General features: G+C 68.2%; 25 protein-coding genes and 2 tRNA genes. 21 read left to right on the top strand and 6 right to left on the bottom strand.

Features of this window, described 5'->3' with window-relative positions; all coding sequences use genetic code 11:
• The 19 genes from K8940_RS15850 (at position 1) to K8940_RS15760 (ending at position 13,492) form a co-directional block, all read left to right on the top strand.
• On the top strand, positions 1-450 hold the full coding sequence (locus K8940_RS15850) for a DUF2948 family protein (protein ID WP_223391004.1): 450 nt from the start codon (positions 1-3) through the stop codon (positions 448-450).
• A gap of 195 nt (positions 451-645) precedes the next feature.
• Positions 646-819, top strand: coding sequence for a hypothetical protein (locus tag K8940_RS15845; RefSeq protein ID WP_223391003.1), 174 nt, complete (start codon positions 646-648; stop codon positions 817-819).
• 224 nt (positions 820-1,043) lie between these two features.
• Positions 1,044-2,486 (top strand): NCS1 family nucleobase:cation symporter-1, encoded by a 1,443-nt coding sequence (locus K8940_RS15840; protein WP_223391001.1) that lies wholly within the window; start codon positions 1,044-1,046, stop codon positions 2,484-2,486.
• 164 nt (positions 2,487-2,650) lie between these two features.
• Entirely contained in the window at positions 2,651-3,937 is a 1,287-nt protein-coding gene (gene hisD, locus K8940_RS15835; RefSeq protein ID WP_223391000.1) for a histidinol dehydrogenase, read from the top strand.
• A 21-nt stretch (positions 3,938-3,958) separates the two neighbouring features.
• Complete coding sequence (locus K8940_RS15830; RefSeq protein WP_223390999.1) at positions 3,959-4,453, top strand: UPF0262 family protein; 495 nt, start codon at positions 3,959-3,961, stop codon at positions 4,451-4,453.
• A 2-nt stretch (positions 4,454-4,455) separates the two neighbouring features.
• Positions 4,456-4,914: an arsenate reductase ArsC gene (locus tag K8940_RS15825; RefSeq protein WP_223390998.1), complete on the top strand. Its 459-nt coding sequence runs from the start codon at positions 4,456-4,458 to the stop codon at positions 4,912-4,914.
• 96 nt (positions 4,915-5,010) lie between these two features.
• Positions 5,011-5,229: a translation initiation factor IF-1 gene (gene infA / locus K8940_RS15820; RefSeq protein WP_004617696.1), complete on the top strand. Its 219-nt coding sequence runs from the start codon at positions 5,011-5,013 to the stop codon at positions 5,227-5,229.
• Between the two features lie 7 nt (positions 5,230-5,236).
• Entirely contained in the window at positions 5,237-5,818 is a 582-nt protein-coding gene (locus K8940_RS15815) for a Maf family protein (RefSeq protein WP_223390996.1), read from the top strand.
• A gap of 10 nt (positions 5,819-5,828) precedes the next feature.
• Positions 5,829-6,875 (top strand): ribonuclease E/G, encoded by a 1,047-nt coding sequence (locus tag K8940_RS15810; protein WP_223390994.1) that lies wholly within the window; start codon positions 5,829-5,831, stop codon positions 6,873-6,875.
• Positions 6,872-7,045 carry a DNA gyrase inhibitor YacG gene (locus K8940_RS15805; RefSeq protein WP_223390992.1) on the top strand — a complete coding sequence of 58 codons (174 nt, stop codon included), beginning with the start codon at positions 6,872-6,874 and terminating at the stop codon, positions 7,043-7,045. The genes K8940_RS15810 and K8940_RS15805 overlap by 4 nt, the downstream gene beginning before the upstream one ends.
• 98 nt (positions 7,046-7,143) lie before the next feature.
• Positions 7,144-7,219: transfer RNA gene (locus K8940_RS15800), tRNA-Phe, on the top strand.
• A 579-nt stretch (positions 7,220-7,798) separates the two neighbouring features.
• Positions 7,799-8,698, top strand: coding sequence for a MotA/TolQ/ExbB proton channel family protein (locus K8940_RS15795; protein WP_223395876.1), 900 nt, complete (start codon positions 7,799-7,801; stop codon positions 8,696-8,698).
• A 5-nt stretch (positions 8,699-8,703) separates the two neighbouring features.
• Entirely contained in the window at positions 8,704-9,135 is a 432-nt protein-coding gene (locus K8940_RS15790) for a biopolymer transporter ExbD (protein WP_223390990.1), read from the top strand.
• Between the two features lie 13 nt (positions 9,136-9,148).
• Positions 9,149-9,880: an energy transducer TonB gene (locus tag K8940_RS15785; protein WP_223390987.1), complete on the top strand. Its 732-nt coding sequence runs from the start codon at positions 9,149-9,151 to the stop codon at positions 9,878-9,880.
• A gap of 162 nt (positions 9,881-10,042) precedes the next feature.
• Positions 10,043-10,119 (top strand) — tRNA-His (locus K8940_RS15780).
• A gap of 233 nt (positions 10,120-10,352) precedes the next feature.
• Positions 10,353-10,853, top strand: a complete 501-nt coding sequence (locus tag K8940_RS15775; protein WP_223390985.1) for a YfiR family protein — start codon at positions 10,353-10,355, stop codon at positions 10,851-10,853.
• Positions 10,850-12,580 carry an ATP-binding protein gene (locus K8940_RS15770; RefSeq protein ID WP_223390984.1) on the top strand — a complete coding sequence of 577 codons (1,731 nt, stop codon included), beginning with the start codon at positions 10,850-10,852 and terminating at the stop codon, positions 12,578-12,580. Before K8940_RS15775 ends, K8940_RS15770 begins: the two co-directional genes overlap by 4 nt.
• 52 nt (positions 12,581-12,632) lie before the next feature.
• Positions 12,633-12,830, top strand: a complete 198-nt coding sequence (locus K8940_RS15765; RefSeq protein WP_223390981.1) for a hypothetical protein — start codon at positions 12,633-12,635, stop codon at positions 12,828-12,830.
• A gap of 128 nt (positions 12,831-12,958) precedes the next feature.
• Positions 12,959-13,492, top strand: coding sequence for a hemerythrin domain-containing protein (locus K8940_RS15760; RefSeq protein ID WP_223390979.1), 534 nt, complete (start codon positions 12,959-12,961; stop codon positions 13,490-13,492).
• A 43-nt stretch (positions 13,493-13,535) separates the two neighbouring features.
• Here the strand turns inward: K8940_RS15760 and K8940_RS15755 are convergent, their stop codons facing one another.
• From K8940_RS15755 to K8940_RS15745, 3 genes are all read right to left on the bottom strand, one after another.
• Positions 13,536-14,966 (bottom strand): UdgX family uracil-DNA binding protein, encoded by a 1,431-nt coding sequence (locus K8940_RS15755; RefSeq protein WP_223390977.1) that lies wholly within the window; start codon positions 14,964-14,966, stop codon positions 13,536-13,538.
• On the bottom strand, positions 14,966-16,195 hold the full coding sequence (locus tag K8940_RS15750) for a putative DNA modification/repair radical SAM protein (protein WP_223390975.1): 1,230 nt from the start codon (positions 16,193-16,195) through the stop codon (positions 14,966-14,968). Before K8940_RS15750 ends, K8940_RS15755 begins: the two co-directional genes overlap by 1 nt.
• A gap of 123 nt (positions 16,196-16,318) precedes the next feature.
• Positions 16,319-16,600 carry an HU family DNA-binding protein gene (locus tag K8940_RS15745; protein WP_066682603.1) on the bottom strand — a complete coding sequence of 94 codons (282 nt, stop codon included), beginning with the start codon at positions 16,598-16,600 and terminating at the stop codon, positions 16,319-16,321.
• A gap of 483 nt (positions 16,601-17,083) precedes the next feature.
• Here K8940_RS15745 and K8940_RS15740 point away from each other — a divergent pair, with 483 nt between their 5' ends.
• A complete protein-coding gene (locus K8940_RS15740; RefSeq protein WP_223390973.1) occupies positions 17,084-17,341 on the top strand; it encodes a hypothetical protein in 258 nt (85 codons plus the stop codon).
• Between the two features lie 5 nt (positions 17,342-17,346).
• Positions 17,347-20,019: a DNA ligase D gene (ligD, locus tag K8940_RS15735; protein ID WP_223390972.1), complete on the top strand. Its 2,673-nt coding sequence runs from the start codon at positions 17,347-17,349 to the stop codon at positions 20,017-20,019.
• Positions 20,020-20,071: 52 nt separating this feature from the next.
• Here the strand turns inward: ligD and K8940_RS15730 are convergent, their stop codons facing one another.
• From K8940_RS15730 to K8940_RS15720, 3 genes are all read right to left on the bottom strand, one after another.
• Positions 20,072-20,899 carry a Ku protein gene (locus K8940_RS15730; RefSeq protein WP_223390970.1) on the bottom strand — a complete coding sequence of 276 codons (828 nt, stop codon included), beginning with the start codon at positions 20,897-20,899 and terminating at the stop codon, positions 20,072-20,074.
• 15 nt (positions 20,900-20,914) lie between these two features.
• A complete protein-coding gene (locus K8940_RS15725; protein WP_223390969.1) occupies positions 20,915-21,946 on the bottom strand; it encodes a DNA topoisomerase IB in 1,032 nt (343 codons plus the stop codon).
• 123 nt (positions 21,947-22,069) lie between these two features.
• Positions 22,070-25,435, bottom strand: a complete 3,366-nt coding sequence (locus K8940_RS15720) for a TonB-dependent receptor domain-containing protein (RefSeq protein ID WP_223390968.1) — start codon at positions 25,433-25,435, stop codon at positions 22,070-22,072.
• Positions 25,436-25,553 lie beyond the last annotated feature (118 nt).

Here is a 25,553-nt window from a genome sequence, read left to right as displayed (position 1 = left end):
ATGGCGCAACCGAGCAAGCCGCTGCGCCTTCTGGCCCAGGACGCAGACGACCTTTCCGTGCTGTCGGCCGCCCTGCAGGACGCCGTGGCCAAGATCGGTGACATCCGCTGGGACGCCCAGGGGCGCACCCTGACGATCGCCTGCAACCGCTTCCGCTGGGAGGCCAAGGGGAAGGCGGGCGCCAAGGGGGCGGAACGCGTGCGCTCGGCCCTGCAGTTCGGCGACGTCTCGGGCGTCCAGGCGCGCAACCTGCGCCGTGACGCCAAGGGCGCGGTCGTCGAGCTGTTGTCGATCAGCTTCGAGGCGGCCGAGGAAGCCCCCGCCGGCGTCGTCACCCTGACCTTCGCGGGCGGCGGCGACATGCGGGTCAGCGTCGATTGCCTGGACGTGGCCCTGGCCGACGTCTCCGACCCGTGGGCCACGCCCCGGACGCCGGGTCACGCGGACTAGGAATTGGGCGGGCTAAGAATTGGGCGCCTGCTCATCCGTTGAGCTGCGCCGTTTTGCTGATCTTTCCGTAGGCAGAGCGAATGCCGTGGATTTGTCCCACGCTCTAGTGATCGGCTGGCCAATTCGCCCGGCGCGCGAGCGGTGTTAGGTTAACGCCACGCGCCCGACAGAGGCGCGCTCGTTAGGGACGCCTCGATGGCCAGAAGGTCCGCCTACTCGACTGGTTTCGGTTCATACGAAATCTCCAAGCCCGCAATGCCGGTGTCGCCGCATGGCGAGGCCCGCTTCGACTGGGGCCGGGCCACGGCGGTGGTGCTGTGCCTTGCGTTCTGGGCGGGGATGGCGGTGCTGGCCGCGGCGCTGGTCTGAAGCTTGTCCCACTCGTTTTCCTAGGCCCCGCGCCTACGATCCATGGTTCCGCTGCTCGGAGTGGAAGGGAGAACGCCGCCGCGCGCGGTGTCCCCTCGGGAGGAGCCGTGTCAGCGGATCGGTGGATCGTAGGCGCGGGGCCTAGGAAGGCAGGATTGGCGGAAGGTGATCGAACGGCGTTCCGCCGATTGCCAGGACGGGCTAACCCCTCCTAAGCTTCGCCGATGCGCGCGCCCGACAGCGATCTGTGGAACGAGGACCTGGCCCCGACCAGCCAGGCGCAGCGCACCTGGCGCTGGCGGCACTTCGCGGCCCTTTGGCTGGGCATGGTCATCTGCGTGCCGGCCTACATGCTGGCCTCGGGCCTGATCGAGCAGGGCATGTCGGCGGGGCAGGCGGTGGCGACCGTGCTGCTGGGCAATCTGGTCGTGCTGGTCCCCATGCTGCTGATCGGCCACGCCGGCGCGCGCTGGGGCGTGCCCTACGCGGTGCTGGCGCGGGCCTCGTTCGGTTGGAAGGGCGCGCGGGTTCCGGCCGTGGCGCGGGCGATCGTCGCCTGCGGCTGGTACGGCATCCAGACCTGGATCGGCGGCGGCGCGCTGCTGACCCTGCTGGGCGTCATTGTTGGCCGGACGCTGGAAGGCGCGCCGCTGCCGCTGCTGGGCATCGGCCTGGGCCAACTGCTGGCCTTCTTCGCGTTTTGGGGCGTCCAACTGCTGTTCGTCACCAAGGGGCTGACGGCGGTGCGCAAGCTTGAGACCTGGACCGCGCCGATCAAGATCCTGATCTGCGGCCTGATGGTCTGGTGGGCGGTGTCAAAGGCCGGCGGCCTGGGGCCGATCCTGCATCAGCCCTCGGCCTTCGTCGAAGGCGGTCCCAAGGCCGGCCAGTTCTGGAGCGTCTTCGCGCCGGCCCTGACGGCCATGGTCGGCTTCTGGGCGACGCTCGCCTTGAACATCCCCGACTTCACCCGGTTCGCGCGCCAGCAGTCCGACCAGATCATCGGCCAGGCCGTGGGTCTTCCGGCGCCGATGGGCCTGCTGGCCCTGGTCAGCGTGGTGACGACCTCGGCCACGACGATCGTGTTCGGCAAGGCGATCTGGGATCCGGTGCAACTGGCCGGCGACATCGGCGGGATCGCGGTCGTCGTGGGCCTCCTAATCATCAGCCTCGACACCGTCTGCTGCAACATCGCCGCCAACCTGGTCGGGCCGGCCTACGACTTCTCGGCCCTGCGGCCCAGCAAGATCAGCTATCGCACCGGCGGCTGGATCACCGCCGGGATCGGCGTGCTGATCATGCCCTGGAAGCTGCTGGAGACCACCCAGGGCTACATCTTCACCTGGCTGGTCGGCTATGGCGCGCTGCTGGGACCGATCGCTGGGATCCTGATCGTCGACTACTGGCTGGTGCGCAAGGCCCGGCTGGTGGTGGACGACCTCTACGCCAAGGACGGCGCCTACGCCTATCGCGGCGGCTGGAACGTCGCGGCGGTCGTGGCCCTGGTCCTGGGCGTGCTGCCCGACCTGCCGGGCTTCCTGGCGGCCGCAGCGCCGCACCTGTTCGCCGGTGTCGGCGCGTTCTGGACGGGGCTCTATACGTATGCGTGGTTCGTCGGCCTGGCGATCGCGGCGACCGTGTATGGGGCGCTGATGCGGAAGGCATAACCCCTCCTCCTGGATGGGGTGGGGTAGGGTGGGGGTGATGCGGCGGTTGATGCCGCGCATTTGGCCGGCTCAGCGATCAACCCCATCCCCAACCCTTCCCCCCATCAAGGGGGAAGGGGCATTTGAGTCTTGCCTCCCGCCGCAAAAGCCGCATTTAAGCGACCATGCGCCGCTTCTCCTTCACCGCCCCCGACTTCCAGGCCGTCTTCAAGGCCTTCCTCGACGAGCGTCGCGGCTCGCCGGCCGATGTCGACGCCGCCGCCGCCCAGGTGCTGGACGCGGTGAAGACCCATGGCCTTGAGGCGGTGCTCGACTACAGCCGCAAGTTCGACAAGGTCGAGTTGACCGCCGACACGATCCGCGTCACGGCGGAAGAGATCGAGCAGGGCGCGGCCGACACCCCGGCCGAGGTGCGCGAGGCCATCGCCTTCGCCGCCGCACGCATCCGCGCCTATCACAGCCGCCAGCGCCCGGCCGACCAGGCCTGGACCGACGAGGCCGGCGTCGAGTTGGGCTGGCGCTGGACGCCACTGGAGGCCGTGGGCGTCTATGTCCCCGGCGGCCGCGCGGCCTATCCCTCGACCGTGCTGATGAACGCCGTGCCCGCCCAGGTGGCCGGCGTCGACCGCATCGCCATGGTCACCCCGCCCGGCAAGCTGCAGCCGGCCGTGCTGGCCGCGGCCAAGGAAGCCGGCGTCACCGAGATCTGGCGCGTGGGCGGGGCCCAGGCCGTCGCCGCGCTGGCCTACGGGGCAGGCCCGATCCAGCCGGTCGACAAGATCGTCGGCCCCGGCAACGCCTATGTCACCGCCGCCAAGCGCCGCCTCTATGGCGTGGTCGGCATCGACGCCCTGGCCGGCCCGTCGGAGATCGTCGTGGTCGCCGACAGGAACAATGATCCCGACTGGATCGCCGTCGACCTGCTGAGCCAGGCCGAGCACGACCCGGCCGCCCAGTCGATCCTGATCACCGACGACGAGGCCTTCGCCGCCGCCGTCGAGGCCGCCGTGGACGCGCGCCTGAAGACCCTGGCGACCGGCGAGGACGCCGCCGCCTCGTGGCGCGACCACGGCGCGGTGATCATCGCCCCGCTGCACGAGAGCCCGGCCCTGGTCGACGCCATCGCCCCCGAGCACGTCGAGTTCGCCCTGGACAATCCCGAACGGCTCTCCGACCGCGTGCGGCACGCCGGCGCGATCTTCCTGGGCCGGGTGACGCCGGAAGCCATCGGCGACTACGTGGCCGGCTCGAACCACGTGCTGCCGACCAGCCGCGCGGCGCGCTTCCAGTCGGGCCTGTCGATCTACGACTTCATCAAGCGCACCTCGATCGTGAAGTGCGATGCGGCCTCGTTCGGGATCCTGGGGCCGCACACCGTGGCGCTGGCGACGGCGGAAGGGCTGCCCGCCCACGCCTTGTCGGCCTCGGTGAGGTTGCCTTCCGGCGACTGACGCGCGAACCTCCCGCGCCAGATGAGCACCGACGCCCGCGCCACGCACCGGATCAAGTCGATCGAGATCGACGAGGACAGCCTCGCGGCCGCCTCGCGCGACCAGGAGCAGGAGCGCCAGGTCGCGATCTTCGACCTGCTGGAAGGCAACTATTTCGAGCCGACCGACGCGCCGGGCGGGCCCTACGACATCCGCCTGTCGCTGATCGAGAACCGGCTGGCCTTCGACATCCGGGGGCAGGGCCCCGAAAATGAAAGGTGGGAACGCCGCCACTTGCTCTCGCTGTCGCCGTTCCGGGGCGTGATCAAGGACTACTTCATGATCTGCGACAGCTACTACTCCGCGATCCGCAGCGCCACGCCGCAGCAGATCGAGGCCTTGGACATGGGCCGTCGCGGCCTGCACAACGAGGGCTCCAACCTTCTGCGCGAACGGCTGGAGGGCAAGGTCAAGACCGACCTCGACACCGCCCGCCGCCTGTTCACCCTGATCTGCGCGCTGCACTGGCGGGGATAGGCGTGTCGGACCTGCTGCCCGACGCGGTGCTGTTCAGTTGCAACTACAACCGCGTGCGCTCGCCGATGGCCGAGGGGTTGTTCAAGCGCTTCTACGGCAAGCGGGCGTTCGTGGATTCGTGCGGCCTGAAGCCCGACCCGGCAGGGGAGGGGGTCGACCCCTTCGTCGTGGCGGTGATGGACGAACTGGGCCTGGACGTCTCGGACCACAAGCCCAAGACCTTCGCCGAACTGGAGGACGACAGCTTCGATGTCGTCGTCTCCCTGACCCCAGAGGCCCAGCATCGGGCGGTGGAGCTGTCGCGCGACCGCTCCGTCGCGATCGAGTACTGGCCGACCCACGATCCGACCCTGGTCGACGGCTCGCGCGAGGCGCGCCTGGAGGCCTATCGCGAGGTTCGCGACGCCCTGGCCGCGCAGATCAAGCAACGTTTCGGCGCGCCATCGACGTTCGGGGGGTGAATGCGCTATAGAGGCGCCTCGCCGCGAAGGGCCTCGTCCTGACTCGATGTCAGACGGGGGCTCGCGGCTGTCCGATTCGTCCCACTGAGAGGCCTGATGGCTAAGGAAGAACTGCTCGAGTTTCCCGGTACGGTCAGCGAACTGCTGCCGAACGCCACGTTTCGCGTGAAGCTGGAAAACGATCACGAGATCATCGCCCACACGGCCGGCAAGATGCGCAAAAACCGCATCCGCGTGCTGGCGGGCGACAAGGTCCTGGTCGAGATGACCCCCTACGACCTGACCAAGGGCCGTATCACCTACCGCTTCAAGTAGGACGCCGATGGCTCCCCAGCCGGCGCTGGTGCTGGCCAGCGCGAGCCCCCGGCGCCTCGACCTGCTGGCCCAGGTCGGCGTAACGCCCGACCGGGTCGACCCCGCCGACATCGACGAATCTCCGTTGCGCGACGAGACCCCGCGCCGCCACGCCCTGCGCCTGGCGCTGGAGAAGGCGCGCGTGGTCGCCGCCCGCGCGCCGGGCGAATTCGTGCTGGCCGCCGACACCGTGGTGGCCGTCGGCCGCCGCATCCTGCCCAAGGCCGAGACCGAGGCCGACGTCCTCTACTGCCTGAAGCTGCTGTCCGGCCGGAACCACAAGGTGCTGACCGGCGTGGCCCTGATCGCCCCGGACGGTCGTGAAGCCTCGCGTCTCGTCGAGACCAAGGTCGGCTTCAAGCGCCTCTCCGACGCCGAGCGTAACGGTTACATCGAAAGCGGCCAGTGGCGCGGCAAGGCCGGCGGCTATGGCGTCCAGGGCCTGGCGGGCGGCTTCATCACCGACCTGCAGGGCTCGTATCCCAGCGTCGTGGGCCTGCCGCTGTACGAGACGCTGAACCTGCTCTCGGGCCTGGGCTACCGGCCATGAGCGCCAGACCATGAGCGAACGTCGCGCATATCTCTACAAGGGGGTCGGCGAGACCGTCGGGGTCGTGACCTTGGACGGCCGGCCCGAGCGGCTGTTCGTCGCCTGGCCCTCGGACGATCCGCTGGACGCGGAGGGCGTGCGCGGCGTCGCCCGCGTCAGGAAGATCGAGAAGGCCTTCGCCTCGGCCTTCGTCCAGCTGCCCGGCGGCCAGGACGTGATCCTGCCGCTGAGGCCCGACATGCCCGCGCTGGTCGAGGGGGGCGTGGTCGAGATCGAGATCAAGACCGCCTCGCGGGCCGGCAAGGCCGCCGTGGCCCGCTTCGTCGCCGAAGGGCAGGGCGAGCCGCGCGTGCTGGCGTCCGCCCCGACGCTCGAGGAGCGCCTGCGCCATCATGTGAAGGCCGGATCGCCCACGACGGGCGAGAAGGCCCTGGCCGCCGTCGAGGAAGCCGAGGCCGACGCCCTGGCCACGATCTTCGCCCTACCGGGCGGCGGCGACATCGCCGTGGAGACCACTCGCGCCCTGACCGCCATCGACGTCGACCTGGGCGCGCGCGAGGCCAGCGATTCGAAGCGCGCCGCGCGCCAGGCCAACATGGCGGCCCTGAGCGTCGCCGCGCGGGTGCTGCGCCTGAAAGGTCTGGGCGGAATCGTCGTCTTCGACTTGGTCGGTCGCGGCCATGACGGCCAGGCCCTGACCACGGCCGCCCGCAACGCCTTCTCGCCGGACAATCCCGGCGTGGGAATCGGGGCGATCAGCAAGTTCGGCACGCTGGAGATGATCGTGCCGCGCCGCGCGCCGCCGGTTCTCGACCGGCTGCTGACCGAGCGCGGGGCGCCGAATCCCCGCCACGTGGCCCGCCGCCTGGCGCGGGCCCTGGAGCGCGAGGGCAGGGCCGATCCCGGTGGTCGCCTGACGGCCTGCTGCGCGCCCGCCGTCGCCGAGGCCTTCGCGGCCGAACTGGACGCCGGCGTCGCCGAGCGCCTGGGTCGCCGCTTCGTCGTCGAATCCCGATCCGACCTGCCGGTCGATCATATCGAGGTGTCCGCCACATGAGCACGGGCTGCCCCATCTGCGGCAAGCCGGTCGAAACGGCTTTCCGTCCCTTCTGCTCCAAGCGCTGCGCGGACGTCGATCTGCAGCGCTGGCTGAGTGGTCGCTATGTCGTCGAAGGGGGCGATGACGACGAGGAAAATCCCCTCTCGGAAGACATCCACAGAGAATGAAAAAGGGCGCTGGACTTCCCGTTCGGCCTCACTTATAGACCCGGCTCCTCGCTTCACGGCGGGTCGCCGAGGCGGTTTCCACCGCCAAAGCCGAAGATGCCTGGGTAGCTCAGTTGGTAGAGCAGCGGATTGAAAATCCGCGTGTCGCTGGTTCGATTCCGGCCCCAGGCACCATCTTCTCCCTCTCCGGCGCATGGTTTTGACGTTTTCGAGCGGACGCCCGCGGGCGGGTCGTCCGGCTTGTCGTTTTTCCGTCATGCGGGTCGTTGATCCGCCGGGCTCGGGCGCCCATCTGCCGAGCGGACGGGCGCCTTCTTCATCGATCGGTGTTTTGTTGCCTTGCTGCAGTGCAGCATGGCAGATCCCGTTATCAGGGTAAAACCCCCCTTTTTCCCGAAAACCCTTTTGTGCAGCGCGGTAAAGCCCGGTGCGCCGGGGCGTCTACGACGATTTTGTGCCCAAATGATCCCCTTGACGGTGCGAAAAGGGGTTGCCAAAGGACCACAGCCGCAATTCTAACATTGCGGTAAGACCGGAGCCCCTCACCAGGGCCTCGGTCGCACGCGCTTCGAAACGATCCTTCTGGAGGCTAGTCCTCGTGAGGGGCGTAACGGGTCGAGCGCAGCGAAGCGGGTCCGCCCGGGGGCGAGAGAAATCGAGCCTTCGGACGGGCTATTCAGAGTTAGGGTGGAGACGCTCTCGCGCGACGACCCTCGGTCCAAACGTGCTAGACCAATCAGGAACTGGCGACAGATGCTCGACATTAAACGGAAGACCCCCCTCATCGCTCTCGTCGGCGCCGTGGCGCTGATGGCGAGCGCCCCGGCTTTTGCCCAAGACGCCGCGGCTCCGGCCCCCGCGACTTCGGAAGCCGCCGCCCCCGCCGCTCCGGCCGCTGACGCCGCCGCCGCGACCCCGGCTCCGGAAGCCGCTCCCGCCGAAGAAGGCGGCGAGAAGAAGGGCAGCCACTCGCTGACGCCCGTCGGCATGTTCCTCGCCGCCGGCGCCGTCGTTAAGGTCGTCATGATCGGCCTGCTGCTGGCCTCGGTCTTCTCGTGGGTGCTGCTGCTCACCAAGATTTTCGAGTTCGCTGGTCTGAACAAGCAATCGGACAAGTTCCTGGAAGCCTTCCGCGGCGCTCGCTCGATCGCCGACATCGCGCGCATCAGCTCGTCGGAAGAATTCGAAGGCAACCCGATGGCCGACATGGCCGCCGCCGCCTCGCAGGAAGTCGAACTGTCGCGTCAAGCTGGTCTGGCCGTCGCCGGCGAGCACCGCGACTCGACGCTGGCTCGCGCCACCTACGCCATCAACGCGGTGCAAGCCTCGCTGGCCAAGCGCCTGTCGGGTGGCATGGTGTTCCTGGCCTCGGTCGGTTCGGCCGGTCCGTTCATCGGTCTGTTCGGTACGGTTTACGGCATCATGACGTCGTTCATCGGCATCGCGAACACCAACACGACCAACCTCGCCGTCGTGGCGCCGGGTATCGCTGAAGCCCTGCTGGCCACCGGTATCGGCCTCTTCGCCGCTATCCCGGCCGTTATCTTCTACAACTACTTCCAGACCCGCATCTCGGGTTACGGCACTCGCTCGGAAGGCTTCGTTGCTGAACTGATGAACGCCATCTCGCGTCAGCTCGACAAGGGGGCGTAACACCCATGGCCGCCAAACTCTCAGGCGGTGGGGGCGACAGGTTCAACGTCGAACAGAACAGTGAGATCAACGTCACGCCCTTCGTGGACGTCATGCTGGTTCTCCTGATCATCTTCATGGTGGCGGCTCCGCTCGCCTCCGTGTCGGTCGAAGTGAACCTGCCCGCGGCGGTGGCGAAAGCAACTCCCAACCCGCCGAAGCCGGTCTACATCTCGATCAAACAGTCGGGACAGGTCTATATCGGTGATAACGAGACCTCCGTGGACGAGTTGGGACAGGACCTTGTGAAGAACATGGGCCGTCGCGACCCGACCAAAGAGCGCATTTTCATCCGGGCCGACGAAAAGGTTCGCTACGGGGCTTTCATGGAGGTGATGAACACTCTCCAGGATAACGGCTTCTACAGCGTGGCTCTCGTTGGACGGGATGATAGCTAAGTAGGGGTGCTGCATGGCTGAACAACAAACGCCCGAGCATCGCCACTACGATCCGCTCACTTCGGATGGTCCCCGGCGCAAAAAAGGCGCTGGACCCTTCACCATCGCTCTCGCGGTGGTGCTGGGTCTGCACGGATTGCTCTTCGCCTACCTGGCGAAGCAGAAGTTCGAAGCGGTGATGCAGCAGTACTCGGACGACGCTGTGGATGTGGAGCTTCCTCCGCCGCCGCCGCCGCCTCCGCCGCCGCCGCCGCCGCCGCCGCCGACCAACGAGCCGCCGCCGCCTCCGGCCGTGGTGCAGCCCCGTCCTCCGGTGGCTCCGCCCCCGGATGTGACGCCGCCGCCGCCGCTGCCGATCCCGCCCGTTGAAAAGCGGGTCGAGACGACGGCTCCGCCGGTGATCTCTTCCGTGCCGCCCGTGCCGACGAACCCGCCGGCCCGCGCCTCGGTGATCACCCGTCCGGACTGGGCCCGTAAGCCCTCCGGCGACGACATGGCCCGGTACTATCCGGACCGTGCCCAGCGGATGGAAGTCTCCGGTCGCGCGACGATCTCGTGCACCGTGACGGCCAAGGGTACTCTGGAAGGCTGCTCCGTGGTCTCCGAGAACCCCGCGGACATGGGCTTCGGCGACGCTGCCCTGCGTCTGTCGCGCCTGTTCCGGATGAAGCCTAAGACCCTCGACGGCGCGCCCGTCGACGGTGGTCAGGTGACCGTCCCGCTGGTGTTCCAAGTCCCGCAATAGGGCTTGGACCAAGGCGAATACCAAGAAGCGCCCCGGAGTTTCGGCTCCGGGGCGTTTTTTGTCCGGAAGCGATTCCGGCAGGGGGCGTTTTCCTGTTAAAATCGTCCGGATCGGCGCTTGATCCCGGGGGCCGATCCGACTAAAGACGACGCCTCGCGATGAGCCGGCTTAGCTCAGTTGGTTAGAGCGCTAGATTGTGGATCTAGAGGTCCTCGGTTCGAGCCCGAGAGCTGGTACCATCGCAAGACTTTGAAAAGCCCGGGGTTCGCCCCGGGCTTTTTGCTTTTCCGTCGTCTTCTCGACCCTTGCCTCCAAAATGTCATTGGTGTGGGATCGAACAGCTCTGCTTCGCGTTGAGAATTCCGATGGGGACAGGCGTATGGTTTTGGGTTTCCCGCCGAGCGCCCTGGGGTCTAGGCCCGGTTGGCGTAAGTGGTCGTCGTGCGTTGTCGCGACGGCTCTGGCGGCATGCGTGCAGGCCAGCGCGGCCCAGGCCGGCGAGCATGAGCCCGGCTACGCCCTGAAGGCCGGCTACCTGGCCAAGTTCACCCCGTTCGTCGACTGGCCCGACGCGGCCTTCGAAGGCCCCACCAGTCCGTTCCATCTGTGCATCGGCGGCCACGATCCGTTCGGCGGCGCCATCGACCGCGTGGCCGGCGGCCTGCGCGTCGGCGAGCACCCGGTGGTGGTGATCCGCCTGTCGCCCGTCGCCAAGGGCGCCGACTGCCACCTGCTGTTCCTGAGCGCCTCGCGCCGGCAGACGCCCCAGCAGATGCTGGCCGCCGTCGCCGGGCGGCCCGTCCTGACCGTGGCCGACGAGACGCTGGACGCGCCCGGGGCCGTGGTCCAGTTCGTGACGCTGGAGAGCCGGCTGCGCTTCACCATCCGCGCGGACATGGCCCAGGTGGCCGGCCTGACCCTGAGCTCGAAGCTGCTGGCGCTGTCGGCCCAGCCGCGGGACGGCGGCAGATGACCTCGCCCGCGCCCCGATCCCGATGGCGGCCCGCCTTCACGGTGTCGATGGCGATCGGCGTGGCCGTCGCCATCGTCGCGGCCGCCTTCGCCATGGCCGCCTATAACGAGCATCTGGGCCAGCAGGAGCGCTTCCGTCAGGCCGAGGTGCAGCTGCGCATCCTGGCCGGCAGCATGGCCGCGCCGCTGGCCTTCGACGACCGCTCGGCCGCGCGCGAATATGTCGGGGCGCAGAGCTCCAATCCGGATGTCGAGGCCGTCGCCGCCTACGACATGCAGGGCGGGCTAGCGGCCAGCTACACCCGTCCGGGAACGCCGCCGCCGCCGGCCCGCAACGTCCTGGGTTCGCCGCGCCTGGAAGGCCCGCGCCTGGTGCTGACCTCGCCGGTGACCGAGGGCGACACCGTGCTGGGCTCAGTCTATCTGCGCACCGTGCTGGAATCGCCGACGCGGCGGGCCATGCGCTATGCCGGCTTCGCGCTGCTGATCGTCATGGCGGCGCTGCTGGTGGCCGTGCTGGGCGCGGCCAACGCCCGCGAGGCCGAGGCCTACCGCAAGCTGCGCGCCGAGATCCGCGAGCGCGAGAAGGCCGAGGAGGCCCTGCGCCAGTCCCAGAAGATGGAGGCCATGGGTCAGCTGACCGGCGGCGTGGCCCACGACTTCAACAACCTGCTGATGGTCGCGTCCAGCGGCATCGACCTGCTGGACCGCACGACCGACCCCGCGCGGCGCGAGCGCCTGCGCCAGGGCGTGCGCCAGGCCATCGATCGCGGGGCCAGCCTGACCCAGCAGCTGCTGGCCTTCTCGCGCCGCACGCCGCTGAAGCCCGAGGTCGTCGACATCGCCGCCCGCCTGGCCGGCATGCACGCCCTGCTGGACCGTTCCCTGCGCGAGGACGTCAAGGTCGAGATCAAGCTGCCGCCCGACCTGTGGCGGGTCGAGGTCGACGCCTCCCAGCTGGAGGTGGCGGTGCTGAACATCGCCATCAACGCCCGCGACGCCATGCCCGACGGCGGGACGATCACCATCGAGGCTCGCAACGAACCCTCCGGCCGCCCTGACGGGGCAGGGGACATCGTGCGCCTGGCGATCCGCGACACCGGCGTCGGTGTCGCGCCCGAGATGCTGACCCGGCTGTTCGAGCCGTTCTTCACCACCAAGGCGGTGGGCAAGGGGACGGGCCTTGGCCTGTCGCAGGTCTACGGCTTCGCCCGGGCCTCGGGCGGCGAGGCGGGCGTCGACAGCAAGCTGGGCGAGGGCACCACCATCTGGCTGCGCATCCCGCGCTCGACCAAGGCCCTGGTCGCCGAGCCGACCGTGATCGCGCCCCGCAAGCTCGAGCCGATCGGCCGCCACCGCGTCCTGCTGGTCGAGGACGACGACAGCGTCGCCCAACTGGTCGAGGAGATGCTGCGCGAGCTGGGCTACGACGTGGCCCGGACCGGCGACGCCCTGGCCGCCCTGGACGTGCTGCGCCGCGACGGGGCCTTCGACCTAGTGTTCAGCGACATGGTCATGCCGGGCGACATCGGCGGCCTGGACCTGGCCCGCGACATCTCGCGCCTGCGGCCCAGCCTGCCGGTGATCCTGACCACCGGCTACAGCGCCGCGGCGGCGGCGGCCACCAACGAGGGCCGGCGGGTGCTGATCAAGCCTTACCGCATCGAGGCCCTGGCCGCCGAGCTGGATACGGCCCTGTCGGGTCCGGCGCGGCCAGCTCGGACGTAGGAACCCGCCTCCCCGGGGATCGGTTGAAGTCGATCACCGCAAGGAGGAAGCCATGTCCAAAGCGCCCCCCATCCCGCCCGAACAGCGCGCGTTCAAGGGCCAGAAGCCCGACATCGAGGGCAAGGGCGGTCGCCACGACGACCTGCAGAGCACCGAGGCGGGCAACGCCGACGTGAATCTCGACGAGCAGGGCCGCCACGGCAACCTGCGCCAGAACACCAGCCATTCTGGCAATGTGCAGGATCGTTGAGCGACTTGTGTCGAGCGGCCGACTGTCGGTCGCTCGACATTGAAAACGCTTCTCATTCAAGAGTTTGAGGGCGACGGAACGTGTGGTCTTCCCGCGTGTTGGTTGGCGGACAGCTCAGGAGAACGACCATGGCCACCGCCGCCAAGACCACCGCCAAGACCAAGTCCGCCAAGCCCCGTCGCACCCGTCGCACCGCCCGGCGTGATCCGCTGGCGATCACGCTGCTCAAGAAGGACCACCGCGAGGTCGAGGGCATGTTCGACGAGTACGAGCAGCTCGAGAGCGACGCTGAAAAACAGGCCCTGTTCAACAAGATCGCGCTGGCCCTCAAGGTTCACACCCAGATCGAGGAAGAGATCCTCTATCCGGAGGAGCGCGGCGAGGTCGACGACGACCTGCTGGACGAAGCCTATGTCGAGCACGACGGGGCCAAGAAGCTGATCGCCGAGATCGAGGCGATGAAGCCCAGCGAGGAATTCTACGACGCCAAGGTCAAGGTGCTCAGCGAGTACATCAAGCACCACGTCAAGGAAGAGGAGCAGCCCGGCGGACTGTTCTCCCAGGCCAAGAAGGGCGACGAGGACCTCGAAGCCATGGGCGAACGCCTGAAGGCCCGCAAGGAAGAGCTGATGACCAAGATGGCCGGCAAGGCCGTCAACTAGGGCAGAGATCCTCCCCCGCGATGCGGGGGAGGCGTCTGTCTGGCTACACCCCCGCCAGTTCCCCCGCCATCCGCAGGTCCTCCACAAACTCGGCATAGGCCCGCGCCCTCGCGTCCTCGTCCGGGACGCGCAGCAGGAATGAGGGGTGATAGGTGACCACGCCCTGGGCCTGGTCTGGCAGCGGCAGCGCCTTGCCGCGGTTCGCGCCGATCGGCGTGGGCTTGCCCATCACGCCCAGCGCCGCCGTGGCGCCCAGCATCACGATCACCCGAGGCTTCACCAGGCGTCGCTCGGCGTCCAGCCACCAGCGACAGGCGGTGACCTCGCCCTGGTCCGGCGTCTTGTGGAGACGCCGCTTGCCGCGCGGCTCGTGCTTGAAATGCTTCACCGCGTTGGTGACGAAGGTCCGGTCGCGCGACACGCCGGCCTCGGCCAGGGCCTTGTCGAACATCCGCCCCGCCGGACCGACGAACGGACGCCCGGCCAGATCCTCCTGGTCGCCCGGCTGCTCGCCCACGAACATCAGCGGCGCGCGTGAGACGCCTTCGCCCGGAACGCCTTGCGTGGCGTCGCGCCAGAGATCGCAGCGGCGACAGACCTGAACCCCGGCCTCGACCTCCTCCAGGCTCATGGGCGCGCCGCCGCCGTAAGAGGCGTCGCGCGAATGACGCAGGGCGGCCTTCAGCACGCGGTCGGAGGGTTGGCGCGGACGGGCGGCGACCATGGCGGCGGCGCGCTCCTGGGCGGTTTCGATCAGTTCCGGAATGAGCGCCGCCTCGGGCAGGTTCCGCCAATAGCGCTTGGGCATCTCCTGGCGCATCTGCTTCGGGTTCAGGCGGGCCGGGTTGAAGATCGAGGCGTAGTAGGTGCGCCAGAGCGACTCCTGGGCGTCCTGCGACGGCGCGTCGGCCGGATCGGCCCCCTCGGACACCATCAGCCGCTCGCCATCCCAGGCAATGCAGGCATCGGGCGTCAGGATCGTCCAGTCCATGTTGGTGAAGCGGCGCACGAAGAACAGGGCGGTCGCCTCGGTGACCCGGTGAGCGGGCTCGAACCAGGCGGCGTAGGTCTCGGTCGCCGCATCCTCGACCAGCCGAAAGCGGACGAAGGCCTTCATCTTGTGGGCGGCGCGGCTGACGGCCTTGGCCATGTCGCGGGCCCGGGCCATGTCGGGATCGGCTGGATTGTCGATCAGCCGAGGCTCGCGCTCCATCCGCCACAGGATGCGATAGAGCAGGGCCAGACGGTCGGGCCCACGGTGCAGGATGACCTGCTCGGCGAGCTCGAGAAAGGCGGCGGGGACGGTGAAATTAGCGGGCGCGGCGGTTGGGGAGGGTGAGGCGTCGAAGTCGAACAGCTCCCGTTCCACCGTCCACATCACCGCCTCGGGCGCCACGCCCTCGGCCCGCAGCGCCCGCGCGGTCGCGCGCCAGCCGGCGAAGTCGATCTCGGAAGCCAGTCGGGCGACCCTCATCAGAACAGGCTCAACTGCTGGGGCTGGACCAGGGCCGCCTTCAGGCTGTCGCGGTCGGTCAGGGCCCCCGGCGTCCAGTCGGCGGTGACCACGAAGGCCTTGGCCCGCTTCAGGACGGCCCCAACGCGCTTTAGGTCGGCAAGGGTCAGGCGGGCCACCCTCCGGGCCGCCAGGATACGTTCCACGGCCTTGGCGCCCAGGCCGGGCACGCGCAGCAGCGTCTCGCGGTCGGCGGTCTGGACATCGACCGGGAACCGCGCCCGGTTCTTCAGCGCCCAGCCGGTCTTGGGATCGACGGTGAGATCCAGGTCCTCGCCCTCGGCGACGATCTCGGGGCGCTCGAAACCGTAGAACCGCATCAGCCAGTCGGCTTGGTACAGGCGGTGCTCGCGCAGCAGCGGCGGTCGGGCCAGCGGCAGGCGATGGCTGGCGTCGGGGATCGGACTGAACGCTGAATAGTAGACCCGCCTCAGGCGGTAGGCGCCGTAGAGGTTGGCGCTGCGGGCCAGGATGTCGCCGTCGCGGGCTTCGTCGGCGCCGACGATCAGCTGGGTCGACTGGCTGCGGGCGAAGGATCGCTTGCCGGTCTTCCGCGCTGGCTCGGCGTGGTCGTCGATGGCCAGGCGCATGCGGCCCATGGCGCGCTTGATGTCGGTCGGGCTCTTTTCCGGGGCCAGGGCCGCCAGGCTGTCGTCGCGCGGCAGCTCGATATTGATCGACACCCGGTCGGCGTAGAGCCCGGCCTGCGCCGCCAGTTCAGGGGAGGCCTCGGGGATCAGCTTCAAGTGGATATAGCCCCGGAAGTCGTGGTCCAGCCGCAGCGACTTCGCCACCCGGACCATTTCCTCCATCGTGTAGTCGCCGGTGCGGATGACGCCGGAGGACAGGAACAGGCCCTCGATATAGTTGCGCTTGTAGAAGTTCAGGGTGAGGTCGACGACCTCCTTGACCGTGAACCGCGCCCGGGGCGTGTTCGAGGACACGCGGTTGATGCAGTAGGCGCAGTCGTAGATGCAGAAGTTGGTCAGCAGGATCTTCAGCAGGCTGATGCAGCGACCGTCGGGGGCGTAGGCGTGGCAGATGCCCATGCCCTCGGTCGAGCCCACGCCCTGGCCGCCGACGGAGGTCCGCTTCTCGGCCCCCGAGGAGGCGCAGGACGCATCGTACTTGGCGGCGTCGGCGAGGATGGCGAGCTTGCGCCTGAGATCGAGAACGGCCATGCGAGGCATGCTATCGTTCTTGATTTGTTCTTGAAAGTCTTCACGCGCGACAAGCGCATGGAGCGGATTGTCGCGCGTGAAGGGAAGCGTCGGGGAGCGGACACTTGCGGCGTCCGCTCCCGCGCTGAGGGATTAGCCGTTGACGGCGTCCTTCAGTTGCTTGGCCGGCGTGAAGGCGACCTTCTTGCTGGCGGCGATTTCGATGGTCGCGCCCGTGGCCGGGTTGCGGCCGGTGCGGGCCGGCTTGGCCTGGACCTTGAACTTGCCGAAGCCCGGGATCGAGACTTCTTCGCCCTTCACGGCGGCGTCGGAGATCGACTTGAAGACGCCGTCGATGATGGCCTTGGCTTGGGTCTTGGTCAGCTTGTCGTCAGCGGCGACAGCGGCGTCGACCAGATCGGAAACGTTCGTCATCTCTTAGCTCATGTCCTGTGAATCAGGGAATTGCGAGCCTGCCGAGGCCGTTCGCGTTTGTCACCCGTTAGGGAAGGTTAAAAAGCCGATTCATGGGGGCAAAACGCCCGTGGGGCGGGGATTTTTTCGAAATCGTCGTCTCCGGAACGGCCAAGTTCGGGGCAAAAGCGTTAATGATGGTCTCGAAGGTGGACTATCGGGCGACTCGCGGGATGGGTGATTCTGAGTGGGAATCGCGTTGCGAGACGCTCCAACGCTCATCGGAGCACGAGCGTTAAACCCTTTTCTCAAAGAGAAAGGGACGATGTAAGGCGCGAGCGTTCAGCGCCTTCCGTCCCCGCGCCAAACCTCGTTTATCCTCAAGACACCTGGTCGCGAGGAAAGGGCGCGTGGCCAGCGACCATCGTGGTGCTTGGGGGAGGATTTCCGGAACGCCCCCCGCGCCCAGTCATTCCTCCTGCGAACCCCGCGAGGAGACCCTTCATGACCGATATCGACACCGGATGGGACGAGCAGGACGGCGCCGAGGCGATGGACGACGACGTCATCGGCAAGGACGGCGAGTTCCGAACCTTCGAGGAGCTGCCCGACGTGCTGGACGTCACCCAGGCCGAGGGCGATGAGGACGATGACGACGCCCTGATCGCCGAGGAGCTGGACGACGACGAGATCATCGCCCTGGAACAGGACGAGGACGGCGATCCGGACGAAGACCGTCCCGAAGTCTTCGACGGCGAATAGCGGCCATGGCGGCGCGCAAGCTCGCGGCCTATGCGGCCAAGCGCGACTTCGAGAAAACGGCCGAGCCGTCGGGCGAGGTCGAGGTGGCCGCGTCCGAGCGGGCGCGTTTCATCATCCAGAAGCACGACGCCACCCGGCTGCATTACGACCTGCGGCTGGAGCACGACGGCGTGTTCCTCTCATGGGCGGTGACGCGTGGCCCGTCGCGCGATCCCCACGACAAGCGCCTGGCCGTCCATGTCGAGGACCACCCGCTGGCCTATGGCGACTTCGAGGGCACGATCCCGGCGGGCCAGTACGGCGGCGGCACGGTGATGCTGTGGGATCGCGGCTGGTGGGCTCCCGAGCCGGGCTTCGATCTCGCGAAGGGCCTCAAGAAGGGCGAGATCAAGCTGGTCTTCGCCGGCGAGCGGATGAAGGGCGGCTGGGTCCTCGTTCGGATCAACAACGACAAGTTCGGCGGCAAGCGCGAGAACTGGCTGCTGATCAAGCATCGCGACGAATTCGCCATCGAGGGCGACCTGGACTTCCTGGACGACACCGCCTTCTCGATCGCCTCGGGACGGACGATGGAGCAGATCGCTGCCGGCAAGGGCAAGGCGCCGACGCCGTTCATGACGGGAAAGGCCCCGGCCTCCGACGCGGTCTGGCACAGCAAGGGCTCGCCCGAGGCCAGCGCCGAGAAGGCCGCCGAGGCGGCGAACGCGCCGAAAGGCCGCGAGGCGAAGGCGGCGAAGACGAAGTCCAGGCCGGCCCCGAAGGCGACGAAGAAGACGGCGATGCCGGACTTCGTCCCGCCGCAGCTGTGCAAGCTGGTCGACCGCCCGCCGTCCGGCGGCGACTGGGTCCACGAGATCAAGTTCGACGGCTACCGCATGCAGCTGCGCATCGAGGGCGGCGAGGCGGCCTTGCGCACCCGCGCCGGCCTGGACTGGAGCGCGCGCTTCCCCCAGCTGATCGCCGACGCCACGGACCTGTCTGACGCCCTGATCGACGGCGAGGTCGTGGCCCTGGACGAGGCCGGCTCGCCGACCTTCGCGGGGCTGCAGGCGGCCCTGGCGGAGGAGAAAACCGACGACCTGATCTTCTTCGCCTTCGATCTGTTGCACGTCGGAGGCGAAGACCTGACCGGCCAGCCGCTGTCCGAGCGCAAGGCCCGGCTGAAGGCGCTGCTGCCCGAAGATGGCGATCGCATCCGCTATGTCGAGCACTTCAAGAGCGGCGGCGAGGCGGTGCTGCAATCGGCCTGCCGCATGTCGCTGGAGGGCGTGGTCTCCAAGAGGCTGGACGCCCCGTATCGCTCGGGCAAACCGGGGACCTGGACCAAGGCCAAGTGCCGGGCCGGCCACGAGGTGGTGATCGGCGGCTGGACCACGACGGGCGAGGCGTTCCGCTCGCTGATCGTCGGCGTCTACAAGGACGACGACCTCGTCCATGTCGGCCGGGTCGGGACAGGCTATGGCCGCGACAAGGTCGCCAAGCTGCTGCCGAAGCTGAAGGCCCACGCCCGAAAGACCTCGCCGTTCGCCGGCCAGGGAGCGCCGCGCGGCGGCGCCAATATCCACTGGGTGGATCCGGTGCTGGTCGCCGAGATAGAGTTCGCCGGCTTCACGGGAGACGGTTCGGTGCGTCAGGCGTCGTTCAAGGGACTGCGCGAGGACAAGCCCGCCAAGGCGGTCGAGGCCGAGACGCCGGCGCCGGCCGAGGCCGTCGAACTGGCCCAGCCGACGGCGGCGAGGCCCAAGCGCGCCGGCGGCAAGGCCTCGGTGTTGGGCGTGGCCATCTCCAACCCCGACAAGCCGCTGTGGCCCGACGCCGGCGACGGGACCCCAGGGACCAAACTGGACCTGGCCGAGTATTTCGAGGCGGTCGGGCCCTGGATGCTGGAGCACGTCAAGGGCCGGCCCTGCTCGGTGATCCGCATGCCCGACGGCATCGACGGCGAGACCTTCTTCCAGCGCCATTCGGGCAAGGGTGTCTCGGCGCTGATCGACGAGGTGACGGTCAGCGGCGACCGCAAACCATACCTGGTGTTCAATACGGTCGAGAGTCTGGTCGCCGCCGCCCAGTGGGGGGCGCCCGAGCTGCATCCCTGGAACTGCCGGCCGGGCGAACCCGAGGCGCCGGGACGCCTGGTCTTCGACCTGGACCCCGCGCCCGACGTGCCGTTCGACGCCGTGGTCGAGGGCGCGCGGGAGATCCGCGATCGGCTGGAGGCGCTGGGCCTGGTCCCGTTCTGCAAGACCACCGGCGGCAAGGGGCTGCATGTCGTGACGCCCCTGAAACCTTCCGAGAAGGGAAAAGGCGTGGACTGGGACGCCGCCAAGGCCTTCGCCCGCGAGGTCTGCGCCCGCATGGCCGCCGACAGCCCCGACCAGTACCTGATCACCATGGCCAAGAAGGAGCGGGGCGGGCGGATCTTCCTCGACTACCTGCGCAACGACCGCATGAGCACGGCGGTGGCCCCCCTGTCGCCGCGCGGCCGGCCGGGCGCGCCGGTCTCCTGGCCGGTGGCCTGGACCCAGGTGCGCAAGGGGCTGGATCCGGCGCGCTTCAACATCCGGACTGTTCCGGGCCTGGTGAAGGATCTCGACGCCTGGGACGCCTATGCGGACGGTGAGCGCGACCTGGCGGCGGCGATCAAGAAGCTGGGGAGCGCGAGGTCCAGCATCAAATAGGATGTCATCCCGGATAGCGCTGCGCGCTTCCGGGATGACACGAAGGGGAGGATCAGCTGGCCTTCTTCCGCGCTGGCGCCTTCTTCGCCGCCGTCTTGGCCGGCGCCTTGCCCAGGCTGGCGCGCAAGGCCTCCATCAGGTCGACGACGTTGGTGTCCTCGGGCTCCGGGGCCACGACCTTGCGGCCCTTGCCCTTGCGCTTCTCCTTGATCAGGGCGCGCAGGGCGTCTTCGTAGCGGTCGGTGAATTGCTCGGGATCGAACGGGCCTTCCTTCTGCTCGATGATCTTCTGAGCGATCTGGATCATCGCCGCGTCGGGCTTCTGGTCGGGAATGGCGTCGAAATAGTCGGCTGCGGCGCGGACCTCGTCGTGGCTGCGCAGGCTCCAGGCGACCATGCCGTTGTCGCGCGGCTCGATCGCCAGCAGGCGCTCGCGCTGGTGCATGACCACGCGGCCCAGGGCGACCTGGCCCTCCTTGGTCATGGCCTCGCGGATCACGCCATAGGCCTCGGCCGCCAGCTTGCCGTCGGGGACCAGGAAATAAGGATTGTCCCAGTACAGCCGGTCGATCTCGGCGGCGGGCACGAAGCGTTCGATATCGATGGTCCGGGTGCTTTCCAGGCGGACGCCATCGATCTCGTCCTGGGTGACGACGATGTACTCGCCCTTCTCGACTTCGTAGCCCTTGACGATGTCGGAGCGCTCGATGGGGCCGAGATCCGGATCGGTCGGGACCATACGGATCCGGTTGTGCGTCTTCTTGTGCAGCATGTTGAAGCGCACGTCGCTACCTGCGTCGGTGGCGGTGTACATCGCGACGGGGCAGGTCACGAGCGACAGGCGCAGGTGGCCCTGCCAGGTGGGACGGCCGGCGGCCATGGCGTTTCTCCTCGATCAGGTTTCGGCGCACGAGGCCTGGGCGGCCTCGAGGAACCGGATCACGGCCAGTTCGAAGGCCCGTTCCGAGCGGCCGGCCTTCAGCGGCAGCACGCCCTGCTGGTAGGCCTCCAGCACCAGCGGGTGGATGTACGATCCCCGGCAGACGGCGGCGGTGTTACCCAGCAAGCCTGCGACCGCCTTCACGCAGGTGTTGACGTTGCGTCTGGCCTCGGTGGCGCTGCCGGCTTTGGGGACCAGGCACAGGGCCCGCGCCGCGGCCAGTGTGCCGGCCCAGGTGCGGAAGTCCTTGGCCGAGAAGTCCTCGCCGATGGTCTCGCGGATATAGGCGTTGACGTCGGCGCTCTCGACCGAACGCCGCTGGCCGTCGTCGTCGAGGTATTGGAACAGCCGCTGGCCGGGCACGTCCTGGCAGGCCTTGACGATGCGGGCCAGCCGCCGGTCGCGGAAGCCGGTGGTGTGGACCTTGCCGCTCTTGCCCTTGAACTGGAACGTCCCGCCGACGCTGGACAGCCTGGCGTGGCGGTCGCGTAGGGTGGTCAGGCCGAAACTCTTGTTAGCCTGGGCGTACTCTTCGTTGCCGACCCGGATCAGGGTCAGCTCCATCAGGCGCACGACGGCGGCGATGACCTTGTCGCGCGGCAGGCCCCGGCGGACGAGGTCCTTCTCGACCCTTGCCCTCAACTTGGGAAGCGCGCGACCGAAGGCGATCATGCGCCCGAACTTCAGCCCGTCGCGGTCGCGCCGCCAAGCCTCGTGATAGCGGTATTGCTTGCGGCCCTTCTGGTCGCGGCCGGTCGCCTGGATGTGGCCGCGCGGCGAGGGACAGATCCAGACGTCGGTCCAGGCTGGCGGAATGGCCAGCAAGCGGATGCGCTCCAGCGTGGCCGCGTCACGCAGCCGGTCGCCATCCGCGTCGCGGTAGTCGAAGCCACCGCCCGCCCTGACCCGGCGCAGCCCGGGATCGTCGTCGTTGACATAGAGAAGGCCGGCCTGGACCGGCGGAAAGTCGATCGTGTCGCGCGGCATCCGGACAGCCCTCGTCACCACTTCGTCGGCGGATCAACGGAGCGGGGGAGGGCGTGGTTCCGGCCACGAAAAAGGCCCGCGGCGCGAACGCCGCGGGCCGGGATTTCGCTGCTGTCGCGACGCCTAGAACTCGTAGCGCAGCGAGACCTGCATATACCACAGCGACAGGCCCGTATTGCGGGTCTTGGTCACCGAGGTCGGGACGCTAGAGTAGCGATAGCGGGTGCAGGTGGAGACGTTCGTCGCCACCGCATTGCCCGCGTCGTCGGCGCAGTCGACCCGAGCCAGGGTGTTGATGTCGCCATATTCCGACACCAGGCCCCAGTCGCGGTTGATCAGGTTCAGCACATTGCGGATGTCGACCTGGACCTTCAGCTTGTGGCCGTCGATCAGGGTCGGCAGCTCCTGGCTGAACTGGGCGTCCAGGCGGTTTACCGGGGCGTTGGTGTTCGAGTTCTTCCCGACCAGGCCGGTCGGCAGGTTGAACTGCGTGACGTACTTCTTGAACAGCGCCAGGTCGTTCGTCGTGGCGAAGCGCACCAGGCCGAAGTCTAGGCCCGAGGCGCCGCCGTTGCCGCTGAGATCCGGGACGTACAGCATCTGGGCGGTGCGGTTGACGCCGAACACCTGGCTGCGGCCCGACTGGCGGTCCTGCATGTAGAAGCCGAACGGACGGCCGTCCTGGCGCTCGGCGAAGAGCGTCACGCGGGTCTCGTTGTCGCCGAAGAACTTCTTGCGATAGCTGAACTCGGCCTTGTAGCGGTTCTTGATCTCGTAGACCGAGCGGCCCAGGTAGTCGCGGTTCGGGTCCATGCCGGCGGCGACGCCGCCATACAGCGAGCCCGCCGTGGTGCCGAAGAACAGACCGGCGTTGATGTCGTTCATGTTCTGGCGGGCGTAGCCCAGCGAGAAGTCGCCGCCCCAGTCGAAGCGCTTTGAGATCTGGGCGCTGGCCGTCCAACTGTCGCCCTTGTCGGCGTTGGTGACGATGACGTCGCGGTTCGAGCCGAGGTTGGTCGAGGCCTTGCCCGGCGTGGTGGCGGCCAGGCCGTCATAGCGGATGCGGCCGTCTGGGAGGAACTGCTGGACGCCGTTGATCACCAGCGGCTGGGCGCGGCTGTCGTAATAGGTGATCTCGTTCTTGGCCTGGGTGGCGATGTAGTTGACCGTGGCGGTCCAGCCTTCGGTCCACTTGCCCGAACCGCGCCATTCGCCCGACAGGTACAGCTTCCACTGGCCCGGCATTTCGAAGCTGGGCGACAGGGCGATCACCTCGCTGAGCGGCGGGATGGTCGGCGAGCCGGTCAGCGTGCCCTGTTGCAGCTGCTGGACGACGGCCGGCACGGCCAGGCCGAACTTGCTGTCGGTGTTCAGGCCGTCCAGCGCCGTCGAGCCGATGGCCTGGGTGAAGCCGGGCGTGCCGCCGGTCTCGGTGAAGGTGCCGTTGCTGTTGCGCTGGATGGTCACCTGGCTGGTGGCGTAGCCGGTATTGTAGAACGAAATGCCCGTCAGCACGTCTGGCGAGCCACCCGCGAACAGGCCGAAGCCGCCGGTGAAGCGCAGGTTGTCGGTCGCCTTCCAGTCGGCCGAGACGCGCGGCATGAAGACATGCAGGCCGTCGATGGTCTTCTGGTTGGTGAAGCCGTTCCGGCTGGTGAAGTTCGGGTTCAGGATCGGACGGTCCGGCTCGTCGTACCAGTCGAAGCGGACGCCCGCCGAGACCTGCAGGTCGTCGGTGATGTCCAGGGTGTCCTGGGCGAAGGTCGAATAGGTCCAGTAGGTGCTGTCGAACGCCGCGGCGTTCGGGTTGCCCGTCACCGAGTTGGCGTAGATCAGCTGGCTGGCCTTGCCGGCCTGGTAGTCGGCGATCGAGTCGAAATAGTACTGGCCGCGGGCGTTGGGCACGAAGACGTCGAACACGTCGGCCTTGCGGGCCTGGGCGCCGAACTTGAAGCGGTTCTCACGCCAGCTGTACTCGGCCACCGCCTGGTAGCGGGTCTCCTGCTCGTCCAGGGCGTTGGCGTGGCGGAATTGGTCAGGGCCGAAATAGACCTGCGAGAAGCCGGCCGCGCAGCTGGTCAGGGTGGCGTCCGAGGTCGGGGCGGCGCAGATGCGCACGTCCGAGAAGTTCTGGCCGCCGGGCGGGTTCTGACCGTTGCGATAGTCGCGATAGGTGGCCTTCAGCGTGGTCGACAGGTTGTCGGTCCAGTTGGAGTGGACTTCCAGCGTCGTGGCCTCGTCGCTGTTTTCCTGCTGGTACCAGTGCGACGACAGGGCGGCGACGCCGGCGGCTAGGTCGGTGCGCTGGAACGAGCTGCTCTCGGCGTAGCGATAGGTCAGGCTGGCGCGGTGCTTGTCGCTGATGTTCCAGTCGATCTTGGCCGAGTACTTCTTGTCCATGACCGGCTGGGTCAGCGGGATCGAGCCCAGGGCGTAGTCGCTGGCGTAGTTGTTGTTGTAGGTGCTGACGATCGAGTCGATCGTCGCCTGGGTCAGACCGTTCGAGAAGGTGTTGACCGCGCCCGAACCCGGCGCGCCGAACTGGGTCGTGTCCAGGGTCTTGTAGGTCTCGTAGCTGACCGCGAAGAACAGCTTGTCCTTGATGATCGGGCCCGACAGGAACCCGCCGTAGTTCTTCTGGCTGATGGTCTGAGGCACGCGGGTCTTGCTGTAGTGACGGCCGACCATGCCCTCGTTCAGGTAGTTGACGAACCCGACGCCGTGGAAGCTGTTGCCGCCCGAACGCAGCACCAGGTTCAGGGCGCCGCCGACGAAGTCGCCGTTCTCGACGTCAGTCGGCACGGCCGCGACGGAGAACTGCTCGACGGCGTCCAGGGTGACCGGACCACGCGCCGTGCTCATGCCGCCCTGGGCCAGGCCGAAATTGTCCTGGGCCGACACGCCGTCGACCGCCAAGCGATTGAAGCGTGGGTTCGAGCCGGCGATCGAGATGCCGCCGCCGTTGGTGCCGGCGCGGGAGCCGGCCAGATCCTGGGCGACCAGGATGTCGCGCCGGGCGAAGTCGCGCGGGTCGCGGGTCACGGCCACGACCGAGTTCAGATCGTCGCGGTTCAGGACGGTCTTGGGTCCCTGGTCGTTGTTGGCGCGGCTGGCGGCCGACACCACCACGGCCTCGACCTCGGCGCTGTCGCCCAGTTCGACGGCCAGGTCGGTGGTCTTGCCCAGGCTGAGGAAGAGGTCGGTGTAGGTCTTGGTCCCGCCATCCGGCGTGGTGACCGTCACCGTGTACGGGCCGCCCACCCGCAGGCCGCGCGCGTCGAACGCGCCGCTGGCCCCGGTCATGGTGGCGCTGCGGGTGCCCGAAGGCGTGTGCAGCACGGTGACGCTGGCGTTCGGCACCGCCACGCCATTGTTGTTTACCTGCCCGTGAAGGGAGGCGGTGGTCTCCTGAGCATAGACCGCGCTTCCCATCGCCAGCGCCATTGCGCCAAGGGCGGCCCCCGCCGCCAATCGCTTCATCGAAACCATGTGTGTCCCCTCGTCGCGGTTACGAAACCGCTCGAGAGCACCATGACGATTTTTCGTGTCGGTACGGACACAAGCCGATACGGGGAAGGGCGCCCGCGAGCGGCTTGCCTGCGAATTG

This window comes from Caulobacter segnis (assembly GCF_019931575.1).
In the GTDB taxonomy this organism is placed as follows: Bacteria; Pseudomonadota; Alphaproteobacteria; order Caulobacterales; family Caulobacteraceae; genus Caulobacter; species Caulobacter segnis_C.
This window is presented reverse-complemented; position numbering and strand designations above follow the sequence as displayed.